Source organism: Micromonospora sp. NPDC000089, assembly GCF_042899365.1.
In the GTDB taxonomy this organism is placed as follows: Bacteria; Actinomycetota; Actinomycetes; order Mycobacteriales; family Micromonosporaceae; genus Micromonospora.
Window position 1 is genome coordinate 89,258 of sequence record NZ_JBIAZT010000011.1, and the last position, 13,554, is coordinate 102,811.

The 13,554-nt window shown below is 75.2% G+C and carries 12 protein-coding genes; 7 read left to right on the plus strand and 5 right to left on the minus strand.

The window, feature by feature from the left end:
* Window positions 1-135: 135 nt before the first annotated feature.
* From ACFY3U_RS20615 to ACFY3U_RS20635, 5 genes are all read right to left on the minus strand, one after another.
* Window positions 136-519 (minus strand): hypothetical protein, encoded by a 384-nt coding sequence (locus tag ACFY3U_RS20615; protein ID WP_387203897.1) that lies wholly within the window; start codon window positions 517-519, stop codon window positions 136-138.
* 73 nt (window positions 520-592) lie between these two features.
* Window positions 593-898, minus strand: a complete 306-nt coding sequence (locus tag ACFY3U_RS20620) for a hypothetical protein (RefSeq protein ID WP_387203900.1) — start codon at window positions 896-898, stop codon at window positions 593-595.
* Window positions 899-929: 31 nt separating this feature from the next.
* Window positions 930-2,591, minus strand: coding sequence for a sodium:solute symporter family protein (locus ACFY3U_RS20625; RefSeq protein ID WP_387203903.1), 1,662 nt, complete (start codon window positions 2,589-2,591; stop codon window positions 930-932).
* Window positions 2,592-2,731: 140 nt separating this feature from the next.
* Window positions 2,732-3,868, minus strand: a complete 1,137-nt coding sequence (locus ACFY3U_RS20630) for a hypothetical protein (RefSeq protein WP_387203906.1) — start codon at window positions 3,866-3,868, stop codon at window positions 2,732-2,734.
* A 10-nt stretch (window positions 3,869-3,878) separates the two neighbouring features.
* Window positions 3,879-4,472: a hypothetical protein gene (locus tag ACFY3U_RS20635; RefSeq protein ID WP_387203908.1), complete on the minus strand. Its 594-nt coding sequence runs from the start codon at window positions 4,470-4,472 to the stop codon at window positions 3,879-3,881.
* Between the two features lie 464 nt (window positions 4,473-4,936).
* On the opposite strand from ACFY3U_RS20635, the gene ACFY3U_RS20640 reads away from it, so the two are divergent.
* The 7 genes from ACFY3U_RS20640 to ACFY3U_RS20670 all read left to right on the plus strand — a co-directional run bounded on the left by ACFY3U_RS20640 (window position 4,937) and on the right by ACFY3U_RS20670 (window position 13,544).
* On the plus strand, window positions 4,937-7,360 hold the full coding sequence (locus ACFY3U_RS20640; protein ID WP_387203911.1) for a nitrate- and nitrite sensing domain-containing protein: 2,424 nt from the start codon (window positions 4,937-4,939) through the stop codon (window positions 7,358-7,360).
* Window positions 7,360-7,773, plus strand: coding sequence for a roadblock/LC7 domain-containing protein (locus tag ACFY3U_RS20645; protein ID WP_387203914.1), 414 nt, complete (start codon window positions 7,360-7,362; stop codon window positions 7,771-7,773). The genes ACFY3U_RS20640 and ACFY3U_RS20645 overlap by 1 nt, the downstream gene beginning before the upstream one ends.
* The gene (locus tag ACFY3U_RS20650) at window positions 7,770-8,162 is read left to right on the plus strand and encodes a DUF742 domain-containing protein (protein WP_387203917.1); all 393 of its coding nucleotides are present in this window, start codon (window positions 7,770-7,772) and stop codon (window positions 8,160-8,162) included. Before ACFY3U_RS20645 ends, ACFY3U_RS20650 begins: the two co-directional genes overlap by 4 nt.
* Entirely contained in the window at window positions 8,143-8,745 is a 603-nt protein-coding gene (locus tag ACFY3U_RS20655) for an ATP/GTP-binding protein (RefSeq protein WP_387203920.1), read from the plus strand. Before ACFY3U_RS20650 ends, ACFY3U_RS20655 begins: the two co-directional genes overlap by 20 nt.
* Window positions 8,746-8,929: 184 nt before the next feature.
* Window positions 8,930-9,949: a lactonase family protein gene (locus tag ACFY3U_RS20660; protein WP_387204238.1), complete on the plus strand. Its 1,020-nt coding sequence runs from the start codon at window positions 8,930-8,932 to the stop codon at window positions 9,947-9,949.
* 165 nt (window positions 9,950-10,114) lie between these two features.
* Window positions 10,115-11,857: a VWA domain-containing protein gene (locus ACFY3U_RS20665; protein ID WP_387203923.1), complete on the plus strand. Its 1,743-nt coding sequence runs from the start codon at window positions 10,115-10,117 to the stop codon at window positions 11,855-11,857.
* 202 nt (window positions 11,858-12,059) lie between these two features.
* Window positions 12,060-13,544 carry a sugar transferase gene (locus ACFY3U_RS20670; RefSeq protein ID WP_387203926.1) on the plus strand — a complete coding sequence of 495 codons (1,485 nt, stop codon included), beginning with the start codon at window positions 12,060-12,062 and terminating at the stop codon, window positions 13,542-13,544.
* Window positions 13,545-13,554 lie beyond the last annotated feature (10 nt).

Genomic DNA, 13,554 nt, shown 5'->3' on the forward strand with positions numbered 1-13,554 from the left:
GGGGGGGGGGGGGCCGCGCGGGGGGGGGGGGCCCCCGGGGCCCCCCCCCCCCCCCGGCCCCGGGGGGGCCCGGGGGGCCCCACCCGTCGCCGCCGACGACCGGCCGCGGCGGCGTCAGCCGGCCGTACCGGCGGGTCAGGGGACCGTCTTCTCCACCGCCGCCCGGCCCTGCTCGGCCAGGTCGCGGCGGGCGCGTTCGAGGTTCTCCGGGGTCAGGTCCTGACCGCGGGCCATCACCAGGTCCTCCGGCTCCCAGGGCTGCTCCGCCCCGGTGCGGATGTTGTCCCCGCCGGCCCCGGTGCCCGTGCCGGTGGCCCCGGTGCCGGCCGCGTACGGGTCACCGAGCAGGTCGTCGGTCGACCCGACGCCGTCCGGAGAGCCGTCCGGCTCGGCGAAGGCAGGGTTGTCCCGGTCGGGGCCGCCGCCGCCGGCCAGCTGCGGCACGGTGCTCTCGTCGTCCACCGCGGCGGCCACCTCCGGGGTCTCCTCCAGCGGGCGGTTCGGGTCACGATCCGTCATGGTGCTCCTCCTGTCCCAGACGCGTTCCCTCGTCTCGCGTACCCCGTCCGGGCAGGGCCATGCCGGCGGAGCCTCAGACCTCCCGGGCCTCCTCGGTGGTCGGCGGCTCGACCGGGCGCAGCCACTGCCAGAGCAGCATGAGCAGACCGAAGGCGAGCATCACCAGGCCGGCCCAGAGGTTGATCCGCACCCCCTGCGCCTTGTCGATCTGCGCCGACGAGTCGAACAGCCCGGCCAGCCCGACGATCACTCCGTACGCCACGAACAGCCCACCGATCACCCGGCGGATGTCGAACAGCCTGGCCGCGGCGGACCGCTTCCGCTCGCTCTCGGTCTCCTCCACCGCCGGGTCGTGCGCCCGCTCGTTCTCGTGGTCCATGCGTCAGCCTTCCTCTCGTGACGGGCCGGGCTCAGAAGACCGGGATGTAGAAGAGCACGGCCAGCACCACCGCGATCGCGCCGAGCAGCACCGGCGAGCGCCACCAGACCTGGTCGCCGGCGAGCACGTCGCCCTTCAGGTCGACCCCGCCCATGCCGTAGACCAGCCCCTCCAGCTGCTCGTTGCGCTTGGGCCGGGTCAGCGGGGTGACGATCGCGGCCACCACGGCGACCGTGACGAACGCGATGCCGGCGCCCCAGAAGCTCTCCTCCAGGTCGGAGTTGAAGTCGAACCACCCGAAGAACTTGTAACCCACGTAGGTCAGCACAGCGGCCAGCGTGCCGCTCGCCAGCGACCAGAAGCCGGCCAGCGGGCTCATCCGCTTCCAGAACATGCCGATGATGAAGGTGGCGAAGAGCGGGGCGTTGAACAGCGAGAAGAGCGCCTGGATGTAGTTCATGATGTTGCTGAACCCGGCCGCGATGAACGCGGTGCCGATGCCGATCACCACGCCGCCGACCGTGGCGAGCCGGCCGATCCGCAGGTAGTAGTCGTCGGGGCGCTCCCTGCGGACGTACGCCTGCCAGATGTCGTACGTGAAGACGGTGTTGAAGCCGCTGACGTTGGCGGCCATGCCGGCCATGAACGAGGCGACCAGGCCGGTCACCGCGATGCCGAGCACCCCGTTGGGCAGCAGGTCGCGCATCAGCAGCGGGATCGCGTTGTTGTAGACCAGGTCGCCGTCCTCGGCGCCCAGCCCCTTCACCGTGACCAGGGCGATCAGGCCGGGGATCACGGTCACCACCGGGATGACCAGCTTCGGGTACGCGGCGATGATCGGCGTCCGGCGGGCGGCGCTCATGTTCTTCGCCGACAGCGCCCGCTGCACCTCGGCGAAGTTCGTCGTCCAGTAGCCGAAGGAGAGCACGAAGCCGAGGCCGAAGACGATGCCGAACCATTGCGCGCCGAGCGGGTTGTCGGTGCTGCCGGTGCCCTGCCAGGCGTGCAGGCCGGCCTCGCCGAGCTTGGTGTCCCGCACCGCGTCCATCAGGCCGGACCAGCCGCCCACCTTGACCAGGCCGATCACGGTGATCGGGACCAGGCCGGCGATGATCACGAAGAACTGCAGCACCTCGTTGTAGATCGCGCCGGACAGGCCGCCGATGGTGATGTACGCCAGCACGATGGCCGCGCCGACCACGATCGCCAGCCAGAGCGGCCAGCCCAGCAGCGCCTGCATGATCAGCGCCAGCGCGTAGAGGTTGACGCCGGCGATCAGCACCTGGGCGACGGCGAAGCTGATCGCGTTGAACAGGTGGGTCGGGCGGTTGAAGCGCAGCCGCAGGTACTCCGGGACGCTGCGCACCCGGGAGCCGTAGTAGAAGGGCATCATCACGATGCCGAGGAAGACCATCGCCGGCACGGCGCCGATCCAGTAGTAGTGGACCGTCATGACGCCGTACTGGGCGCCGTTGGCGGCCATGCCGATGATCTCCAGCGCGCCGAGGTTGGCCGAGACGAACGCCAGGCCGGTCACCCAGGCGGGCAGCGACCGCCCGGACAGGAAGAAGTCGACGCTGGTGCGGATCGCCCGGCGGGCGGCGAAGCCGACCCCCAGCACGGTCAGGAAGTAGAGCGCGAGGATCCCGTAGTCCAGCGCGTTCATGTTGAGCCGAAGGCCGCCGCCGTCCATACCCGTCCACCCCTCGTCGCGCGTACGTGCGGCGCGTTATTCCCCCGGAAGCGGGCTTTCATGCCCGTCCGTCCGGTCGGGTTCCGGACGCACGGAAACGCCCCGGCCGCGCGGTGCGGCCGGGGCGTCCCGTCGATGTCTCAGCGACCCAGCACCCGGTCCAGGAAGTCCCGGTACTGCCGGACGGCGACCCGCAGCTGCTCGGTGTCCGCCTCGCCGGCGCCCTGCCAGCCGCCCAGCTTCTCCTTCTGCGCGGCCAGCGCCTCGGAGAGCGCCGAGATGGCCTCCTCGACCAGCGACTGGGCCTCGCCCACGGCGGCCCGGGGGTCGTCCACGAAGTGCAGCTGCACGTCGCGCCAGCGGTCCCGGAAGGCCTGCGCCGCGTCGTCCTCGAAGAGGGTCGCCGCGTCCCGGGGCACCGCCGCGCCGGTCGGCCGAGCCGCCGCCGCCACCCCGGCCGCCACGCCGGTCGCGCCGACGCCCGCCGCGGCGGCGGACGTGCCGCCCTCCGGGGCCTCGGCGTCCGGGTCGACCATGGCCGGCGTGGCGCTGCCGTAGCCGGCCGCGCCGGCCGCCGGAGCGTCGTCGTCGCCCCGCAGCGCCCCGGGCGCCACGCCGTCGACGTCGTCCTCGGGCGAGTGGCCCTCGGCCGTCCACCGGTCCCGGTCGTGGATCCGGTCCGCCGCCGTCGGGTCGGCCCGCTCGTCGTCGAACGGCTCGGTCCGCCCCGGCGCGCCGTCGCCGGGCAGCGCGGTGTCCTCGCCGCGGGCGTCCCGCTCGTCCTCCGGCCGCCCGCCGGCCAGCGCCGACGCGGCGACCGCGTCGCCCACCGAGGTCGCCCCGAACGCGGTCGGCAGCGGGGCCGGCTCGTGGAACTCGGTCCGGCCGTCCCCGTCCGGGTCGGCCGCCAGGTCCCGGTCGGCAGCCTCGTCCCGGTCGGCCACGCCGTCCCGGTCGAGGTCGGCCGCGCCGGCCACCCCGTCGTGGTGGTGCCCGGCGCGGTCGTCGACCCCGTCCCGGTCGGCGTCGTCGGCGTCGAACGGGCGGGTGTCGTCGAGGTCGCCCTCGCGGTCGGTCACCACCGGGTCGGCGAAGGCGCCCCGGTCGTCGAGCGCGCCCTCGGGCAGGTCGGCCCGGCCGTCCGGGTCGGCGTCGGGTCGGTCGGTGTGGTCGGGGTGGTCGGCGTCGTCCCGGTCGGTCGGCGGGGGTACCGCCACCGGCGTGGAGCGGACGACCTCGGGGTGGTCGGTGTCGACCTGCTGGTCTTCGTGGCGCACGGCTGTCTCCTCAGCGGCTGGTGGCGTCGTGGGGGGTGTCCGGGTGGCGCGGCTCCGGCGGGCGGCTTCCGACCGGCTCCTCGCCGAGCAGGTCGGCGAAGAGGGCCCGGTAGTGGACGACGGCCTGGCGGAGCTCCTCGGTGCTGGCCTCGCCCCGCTCGTTGCGCACCCGGATCTCGTGCGCGTCGCGGTAGTGGGTCAGCGTGCGGGCGTGCTCGACGGAGAGATGGGCGATCTGGTCGGAGAAGTCACCGGTCGGGTAGCCCCGCTCGGCGATCAGCCGGCTGACCAGTTCGTCCGCGTCGCCGACCGTCTCGGCGGGAGAGTCGACGAAACGCACCTGGAGCTCCTCCCAGGCCGCGGCGTACCGGGCCCGGGCCTCCGGGGCGAGGGGGGTGAGTTCGAGCTCGGCGTGCCGGCGTTCCCGGTCGCGCAGCTCACGCTCGGCGGCCGAGCGGCTGTCCTGCTCGGCGACGACCCGGTCGTACTCCGGGCCGAAGCGTTGCCGGAGCGACCGGCGCCGGCCGGCCACCACGGCCGCGGCGATCGCCGCGGCCAGCACGAGTACGACGAGAACCAGAATGACTACCTGCGTGGGCGACATGGCTCCTCCTTCGCCACCGGTATTCCCTCCGGTCGGTGATCGCCAATCCCGATCGCGGCCACTTTCCTGACCGATACCGCTGGCCCGGCCCGCTGGTTCCGCCGGCCGTCGGGCGGTAGACCTGATCCGTTCCAGAAAGCCGCCCGCACCCCGCCGGGCCCCGGGCCCCGCCCGGCCACCGCCGGCCACCGGGCCGCGGGCCGCCGCGGGCCGCCGCCCGCCTGCTCCTCCGCCGGTACGCGGGCAGCCTTCCCACCCCCCGCCGGGCGAGCGGACCGGGGCGGCCAGGACGGCGCCGGAGATCGACGCCCGGTCCACAGTGCCGGGTGCCGGAACGGATAGTGCTCCGGGCGGGGATTACGTATCCTGCCCGAGGTGCCCGCGCCGGTGCCCGGGCGCCGTCGCCCGGACGCAGCCCGGCCGGTGCCGGCGCCCCCGCTGACACCCCTTCCGGGCGAGGACTCATGGATACCCGCGACTGGCCGATCCGGGCCAAGCTGACCGCCCTGGTCGTCACCCCGGTGGCCGCCCTGCTGGCCCTGTGGATCTTCGCCACCACGTTGACCTTCGGCCCGGCGCTCGACCTGCTGTCGACGCGTACCCTCCTCTACGACCTCGGCCGGCCCGGCGAGCAGGTGGTGGCCGAGCTCCAGCGGGAGCGGCGGGTGTCGGTCGTGCAGCTGTCCGTCCGGCAGGCGCTGCCCGACCTGGCCGCGCAGCGCGCCCGCACCGACCGGGCGGTCGCCGAGCTGCGCCGCCTGGTCGGCGGCGAACGGCTGCGGGACGCCGCCGACGACCGGCTGACCGGGCGGCTCGACGCGCTGACCGCGGCCCTCGACGCGCTGCCGGCCGGCCGCGGCTTCATCGACCGCCGGCAGGTCGACCGGGTCGGCGCGATCGGTCTCTACAGTGGCATGATCTCCGCCGCCTTCCAGACCTTCTCGGCGGCGGCCACCCTGCCCGACCAGCAGCTCAACCGGGAGGCGCTCGCGCTCACCGCGCTCGGCCGGGCCCGGGAGCTGCTCGGCCAGACCGACGCGCTGCTGGCCGGGGCGCTCGCCGACGGTCGGTACGGCGACGGCGAGTACCAGCGGCTGGTGCAGACCATCGGCAACGAACGCCTGGTGGCCGAGCTGGCCGTGGCCGACCTGCCCGCCCGCGACCGCACCGCCTACCAGCGGCTGACCGAGGGGGAGGACTTCGTCCGGCTGCGTGGCATGCAGGAGTCGCTGCTGCGGGCCGCGCCGTCCGCCCGTCCGCCGGTCGACGCCCGCGCCTGGCAGGCCAGTCACGAGGCCGTGCAGCAGCGGCTGCGCGACTTCGAGCTGTCCGAGGCCGACGGGCTGGCCGGCCGGTCGGTGCCGGTGGCGGTCGGCATCCTGGTCCGGCTGGGCGTCGCCGGCGTGCTGGGCCTGGCGGCGGTGGTCGTCTCGGTCCTGGTCGCGGTGCGGGTAGGCCGGACGCTGGCCCGTCGGCTCTCCGCCGTCCGCACCTCGGCGCTCGAGATGGCCGAGCACCGACTGCCCGACGTGGTGGCCCGGCTGCGCCGGGGCGAGCAGGTCGACGTCGCCCGGGAGGCCCCGCCGCTGGACCACGGCGGCGACGAGATCGGCGAGGTCGGGCACGCCTTCAACGAGGTCCGCAAGACCGCCGTGCAGGCGGCGGTCGACGAGGTCACCCTCCGGCGCGGCCTCAACGAGGTGTTCCTCAACCTGGCCCGGCGCAGCCAGGGCCTGGTCCACCGGCAGCTGGCCGTGCTGGACCGGATGGAGCGCCGCACCGAGGACCCGGACGAGCTGGCCGAGCTGTTCCGGGTCGACCACCTGGCCACCCGGCTGCGGCGGCACGCCGAGGACCTGGTGATCCTGGCCGGCGCGGCGCCCGGCCGGGGTTGGCGCCGGCCGGTGGCGATGCTGGACGTGGTGCGCGGCGCGGTCTCCGAGGTGGAGGCGTACGAGCGGGTGGACGTGGGCGCGGTCGTGCCGGCCGGTGTCCTCGGCCGGGCCGTCGCGGACGTCATCCACCTCCTCGCCGAGCTGCTGGAGAACGCCGCCGCCTTCTCCCCGCCGCGCACCCGGGTGGAGGTGACCGGGGAGTCCGGGCCGCAGGGGTACCTGCTGCGGATCGTCGACCACGGCCTGGGCATGTCGCCGCGGGTGCTCGAGGCGGCCAACGCGCGGCTGGCCACGCCCCCGGAGTTCGACCCGGCGGACAGTGCCCGGCTCGGCCTTTTCGTGGTCGCCCGGCTCGCCGCCCGGCACGGCGTCGGGGTGACCCTGCGCGCCGGCGACGGCGGCGGAACGACCGCCGAGGTGCGGGTGCCGGCCGAGCTGGTCACCGCGGAGCCGCCGGCCGGCCCGCCGGTCACCGAGCCGGCCGTTGCCGGGGTCACCCGGCTGCCCGCCGCGCCCCGGGCCCGCGCCACCCGGCCGGCCAACCGGCCCGACCAGGGCGTCCTGCCGTTCGCGCCGGCCCGGTCCTCGGCCGTGGAGGCGGACCCGGACGGCGACGGCCTGCCCCGCCGGGTCCGTCGGCGCGGCACGCCCGGCCGGCCCCGGCCGCAGGTCGCCGCCGGCCCCCCGGCCGCCCGCTCGCCCGAGGAGGTACGCCGGCAGATGTCCGCGCTGCAGGCCGGCACCGCCCGCGGCCGGCGGGAGGGCGCGACCGTGAGCGCGCTGCCTCCGGCCGACGCCCCGGCCGGCACCGGCCGGGTGGAGCCGCCGCCCGCCGACGAGCCGCGCCCGGCACCCCCGGCCGGCGAGCCGGTGGCCGGCGGGCCTTCCGCCCCCGACCCGGGCGCACCGGAGCGGGCCGCCGCCCAGCGGAGCGCCGGCGCCGAGCCGGGCACCGCTTCCGACCCCGCGACCGTGACGGAGAGGGACGCCTAGTGGTGGACACGACGAGGCAGCGCACCGATCTCGGCTGGTTGCTCGACGACCTGGTGGAGCGGGTGCCGGCCGCCCGGGAGGCGGTGGTGCTCTCCGCCGACGGGCTGCTGCTCGGCGCCTCGGCCCAGCTGGACCGGGACGACGCCGAGCACCTCTGCGCCCTGGCGTCCGGCTTCGCCAGCCTGGCCCGGGGGGCCAGCCGGCACCTCGGGGCCGGCGGGGTGCGGCAGACCGTGGTGGAGCTGGAGTCCGCGTACCTGTTCGTCACGGCGGCCGGCCGGGGCGCCTGCCTGGCCGTGGTCGCCGAGGCCGACGCGGACATCGGCCTGGTCGCGTACGAGATGGCGATGCTGGTGGTGCGGGTGGGCGAGAGCCTGACCGCACCGGCCCGGGCGGCCGGGGAGCCGGAGTGACCCGGGCCGAGCCGCCGGGCACCCGGCACGAGTGGTTGGACGCGGCCGCCGGGCCGGTGGTCCGGCCGTACACCCTCACCGGCGGCCGGGTCCGCCCGGTCGGGGACGGATTCGACCTGGTCGCCTTCGTGCGGGCGACCCCCGGCGCCGACCCGTACGGCGAGCCGGGCCTGCAGCCGGAGCACCGGCGCCTGGTCGAGCTGGCCGGGCGACCGGTCGCGGTGGTGGACCTCGCCGCCGACCTGGACCTCGCGCTGGGCGTGGTCCGGGTCCTGCTCGGTGACCTGCTCGCCCGGGGCCTGGTCTCGGTGCAGGAGCCGCCGGCGGCCGCCGGCATTCCCGACAACGACATCCTCAAGGCGGTGGTCAGTGGACTACGTGCGCTCTGAGCGGGGGACGGTAGCCACCCGTGCGCCGCTGGCCCTCAAGATCCTCGTCGCCGGTGGATTCGGCGCGGGCAAGACGACGCTGGTGAGCGCGCTCAGCGAGGTCCGGCCGCTGCAGACCGAGGAGGTGCTGACCGATGCCGGCGTGGGCACCGACGACCTCTCCGGGGTGGAGGGGAAGACCACCACCACGGTGGCCATGGACTTCGGCCGGATCACCATCAACGAGGACCTGCAGCTCTACCTCTTCGGCACCCCCGGTCAGGACCGGTTCTGGTTCCTCTGGGACGAGCTGGCCTTCGGCGCGCTCGGCGCGGTGGTGCTCGCCGACACCCGGCGGCTGGCCGACTGCTTCCCCTCGATCGACTACTTCGAGCAGCGCGGGCTGCCCTTCGTGGTCGGGGTGAACTGCTTCGACGACGCCCGCCGGTTCGGCCCGGAGGCCGTCCGGCAGGCCCTCGACCTGGACCCGGACGTGCCGGTGGTGCTCTGCGACGCGCGGGACCGGCAGTCCGGGAAGCTGGTGCTGATCTCGCTGGTCGAGCACGTGGCCCGGCACCGGGGCGAGCCGGTCCCGGTGGGCTGAGGCCGGCGCCCGAGCCGGGCCGAGCGCTCTGCCGGCCGTTCTCCCGGCGGGCCGAGCGCTCCCCGGCGGGTGGTCGCCTGGCGGCGGGAAATCCGGGAAAACAGGCCTAACCGCGCCCTCCAGCGGGAAGCCTCAGACGGGATCAGAACAGTATTCGGCGAAGGGTGGCGCGGTGACCGGCACGATGGTCCACATCGGCGGCTACACGGCGGAGGGCGGCGGCCGCGGCGACGGCATCGTCGCCGCCCGCCGCGACCCCGCTTCCGGGGAGCTGACCCCGCTCGGCACGGTCGCGGTCACCGCGAACCCGTCGTTCCTCGTCCGGCACCCCACCCTGCCGGTGCTGTACGCGGTCAACGAGCTCCCCGAGGGGCTGGTGAGCGCCTTCGCCGTCGGCGCCGAGGGCGAGCTGGCGCCGCTGGGCGTGCGACCCACCGGCGGCGCCGAGCCGGCCCACCTGGCGGTCGCGCCGGACGGCCGGCACCTCTTCGTCGCCAACTACGGCGGCGGCAGCGTGGCGGTCTTCCCGCTGGACGAGCGGGGCGCACCCGGCGAGCGCAGCGACCTGGTGGTGCACCAGGGCCACGGGCCGGACCCGCAACGTCAGGAGAAGGCGCACGCCCACATGGTGTCGCCGGATCCGGGCCGCGGGCCGTTGCTCGCCGTCGACCTGGGCACCGACTCGATCTACCGGTACGACGTGGACGCCGCCTCGGGCCGGCTGGTGCCCCGGGCGCCCCGGGTGCGTACCGCCCCGGGAACCGGGCCGCGGCACCTGGCCCGGCACCCGGACGGGCGGCGCTTCTGGGTCGCCGGTGAGCTGGACGGGACGGTCACCGCGTACGACCTGACCGCGGACGGCGGACTGCACCAGCGGGGCCGGGTGAACGCCAGCGGCCGGGCCGGGCACGTCCAGCCCTCGGAGATCACCGTGGGCCCGGACGGCCGGTTCCTCTACGTCGGCAACCGTGGCGTGGGCACGGTCTCGGTCTTCGCGCTCGACGGTGAGCTGCCCCGGCTGGTCCACGAGGTGGACACCGGTGGCGAGTGGCCCCGGCACTTCGTGCTCGGCGACGGGTTCCTCCACGTCGCCGACGAGCGGGCGGACATGGTGCGGACGTTCCGGGTGGAGCCGTCCTCGGGGGTGCCGGAGCCCGTGGGGGAGCCGGTGCCGGTGCCCAGCCCGACGTGTGTGCTGACCTGACCGAGCCGGTCAGAACTGGACGCCGGGGGACCGGGTGACACTGACTGACTACTCACCGTGCGAAAATGGTGGTCAACTGTTTCTCCTGCGTAACTTTCGTCCGAACGGTTGTGGCACCGGCCGGACCGGATACGCAAGATGGTCACCGTGTCTGGCCGCCATCGCATGCGTTCGAGTATCCGGGGAGCAGGAGCCGCCGCGGCGGCGACCGCTCTGGTCGTCGTGGTCGCCGGAAGCTGGTTCGGTTACCAACAGCTCGCTGGTCCGTCCTGCTCCGGTCAGGTCGCGCTCTCCGTGGCGGCGGCCCCGGAGCTCGCCCCGGCCGTCCAGGCCGCCGCGGCGCAGTGGGTCGACGACGGGGCCGCGGTCGGTGGCACCTGCATCGCGGTGAACGTCACGGCGTCCGAGCCGGTGGACGTGGCGGCGGCGGTCGCCAGCAAGCACGGCGCGATCCTGGCCGGCGTCGGTCAGGCCAGCGGCACGGCCGTCACCCCGGACGTCTGGATCCCGGACTCCTCCACCTGGCTGCTGCGGCTCAAGAGTGGCGGCGCCACCGCGTTCGCCCCGGCCAACGGCGCCTCGGTGGCCCGCAGCCCGGTGGTGGTGGCGATGCCGGAGCCGGTGGCGTCCCGGCTCGGCTGGCCGGACCGGAAGCTCAGCTGGACCGACATGCTGGCCGCGGTGAACAACGCGGACAAGCCGCTGCGCGCGGGCATCGTCGAGCCGACCCAGGACGCGGCCGGGCTGTCCGGTCTGCTCTCCCTGGCCGCCGCGGCGAGCGGCGCCGGCGGGGACGCGCAGAAGGCGACCACCGGGGCGCTGCGGGCGCTGGCCACCGGCCGCTCCGCGCTGCGGCAGGACCTGCTCGCCCGGTTCCCGCGCTCCAACGACCCCACGGCGATCGCCGCCGGCCTGGGCGCCGCGGCGCTGTCCGAGGAGGACGTGATCGCGTACAACGCGACCAAGCCGCCGATCCCGCTGGCCGCGCTCTACCTGGAGCCGTCCCCGATGCCGCTGGACTACCCGTACGCGGTGCTGCCGGGCATCGAGCCGGCCAAGGCTTCGGCGGCCAAGGTGCTCTTCGAGCTGCTCACCACCCAGAGCTTCCGGGACCGGCTGGCCGCGCGGTCGCTGCGCGCGCCGGACGGCAACTGGGGCGCCGGTTTCCAGGCGCCGCAGGGCGCGCCCAGCCCGGCCGGTGGCGGCGCGACCGTCCCGCCGGCCGGCGGCACCGCCGCGGGTGGCCTGGACCCGGTGGCGATAAGCCGTTCGCTCTCCGGCTGGTCGATCGCCACCCAGTCCGGCCGGATGCTCTGCGTCATCGACGTCTCCGGCTCGATGAAGGAGCAGGTCCCGGCGGCCAACGGCGCGAGCCGGGAGCAGGTCACCGTCGAGGCGGCCCGTCGGGGGCTGGGGCTGTTCGACGACTCCTGGTCGATCGGCCTGTGGACGTTCTCCACCGAGCTGTCCGGCGCCCGGGACTGGCGGCAGCTGGTGCCGATAGGAGCACTGTCGGCCAACCGGGGCAAGCTGGAGCAGGGCCTCGCGAGCATCCGCCCGTCCGAGGGCGACACCGGCCTGTACGACACCATCCTCGACGCGTACAAGCGGGTGCAGGACGGCTGGCAGCCGGGGCGGGTCAACTCGGTGGTGCTGTTCACCGACGGCAAGAACGACGACAAGAACGGCATCTCTCAGGCCGCGCTCCTCGCCCAGCTGAGGAAGCTGGCCGACCCGGAGCGTCCGGTGCAGGTGATCATCATCGGCATCGGCAGCGGGGTGTCCAAGGCCGAGCTGAAGTCGATCACCGACGTGACCGGCGGCGCTCCGTTCGTCACCGAGGATCCGACGAAGATCGGTGACATCTTCCTGAACGCGATCGCGCTGCGCCCGAACGCGCCGCGCTGACCCGCGGCGGCCTCGCCGACCGCCGTACCGGCCGACCCGGTACGGCGGTGGGGCGCCGGTCGGAACGGTCGACGACTGACGGTAATACGTCGGTAGCAATCGGTCGCCATCATTGTCTGGCAGGATGTCGGGAGTGCTCCGGCGCCGGTCCCAGGATCGGGTCGCCGGATCGGCAACGGTTCGCGCGAAGTGGGGAGGCTGGGTGAGCTCGGCGACGCTGTCCACCCCGTCCCGGTCACCGGCCGCCGACGGTGGGCGCCGGCCGTCCGCGCTCAGCCGGGCCGACCAGCGGGCCTACCTGCGTACCCTGGTGGTGCTGGACACCGCGGTCCTCTCCCTCGCCGTCCTCGCCGGCTACGCGGCCCGCTTCGGCGGCGCGGTGCCGGTCGGCTCCCGCATCCCGTACGTCGTCGTGGCGCCGGCCCTGGTGCTCATCTGGCTGGTGTCCCTGAAGGCGATGCGCTGCTACGACGACCGGGTCCTCGGCTACGGCGCCGACGAGTACCGCCGGGTCAGCGCCGCCAGCCTCCGGCTGGCCGGCGGCACCGCGATCGCCGGCTACATCGCCGACGTCGGGGTGTCCCGCGGCTTCCTGGCCATCTCCTTCGCGGTCGGCACGGTCGCCCTCGAGGTGACCCGGTTCGCCGCCCGCAAGCGGCTGCACCGGGCCCGCTGCCGGGGGGCCGGCTGGTCCCGCCGGGTGCTGGTGGTCGGCGACACCGCGCACGTGCTGGAGCTGGTGCACACCCTGCGCCGGGAGCCGTACGCCGGCTACCAGGTGGTCGGCGCCTGCATCCCCGACGCGCTGATCGCCCCGGTGCCGCAGCGGCTCAGCGACGTGCCGGTGGTCGGCTCGCTGCGCGGGGTGCCCGAGGCGGCCGCCGCGATCGGCGCGGACACGGTCGCCGTCACCGCGTCCGGGGAGCTGACCGCGGCGCGGCTGCGCCGGTTGGGCTGGCAGCTGGAGGGCACCGGGGTCGACCTGGTGGTCGCCCCCGCGCTGACCGACGTGGCCGGGCCGCGGATCCACACCCGGCCGGTGGCCGGCCTGCCGCTCATCCACGTCGAGGCGCCGGAGTTCCGGGGCGCCCGCAAGCTGGTCAAGGAGCTGGTGGACCGGACGACCGCCGCGCTCGCGCTGGCGCTGCTGCTGCCGGTGCTGGCGGTGGTCGCGCTGGCGATCCGGCTGGACAGCCCCGGGCCGGTGCTGTTCCGCCAGGTACGGGTGGGGCAGGGCGGGCGCGAGTTCGGGGTGCTGAAGTTCCGCACCATGGTGGTCAACGCCGACGACCTGCTCGCCGAGCTGGCCGCCAGCAACGAGACCGATGGCCTGATGTTCAAGATGCGGGCCGACCCGCGGGTCACCCGGGTCGGCCGGCTGCTGCGCCGCTGGTCGCTGGACGAGCTGCCGCAGCTGGGCAACGTGCTGGTCGGCGAGATGAGCCTGGTCGGCCCCCGCCCGCCGCTGCCGTCCGAGGTGGCCCGCTACGACGGCGACGTGGCCCGCCGCCTGCTGGTGAAGCCGGGCATGACCGGCCTCTGGCAGGTCAGCGGGCGCTCGGACCTGAGCTGGGAGGACGGCATCCGGCTCGACCTCTACTACGTGGAGAACTGGTCGCTCGCCGCCGACCTGACCATCCTGTGGAAGACCTTCGGCGCGGTGCTGCGCAGTCGCGGGGCGTACTGACCGGCGCCGC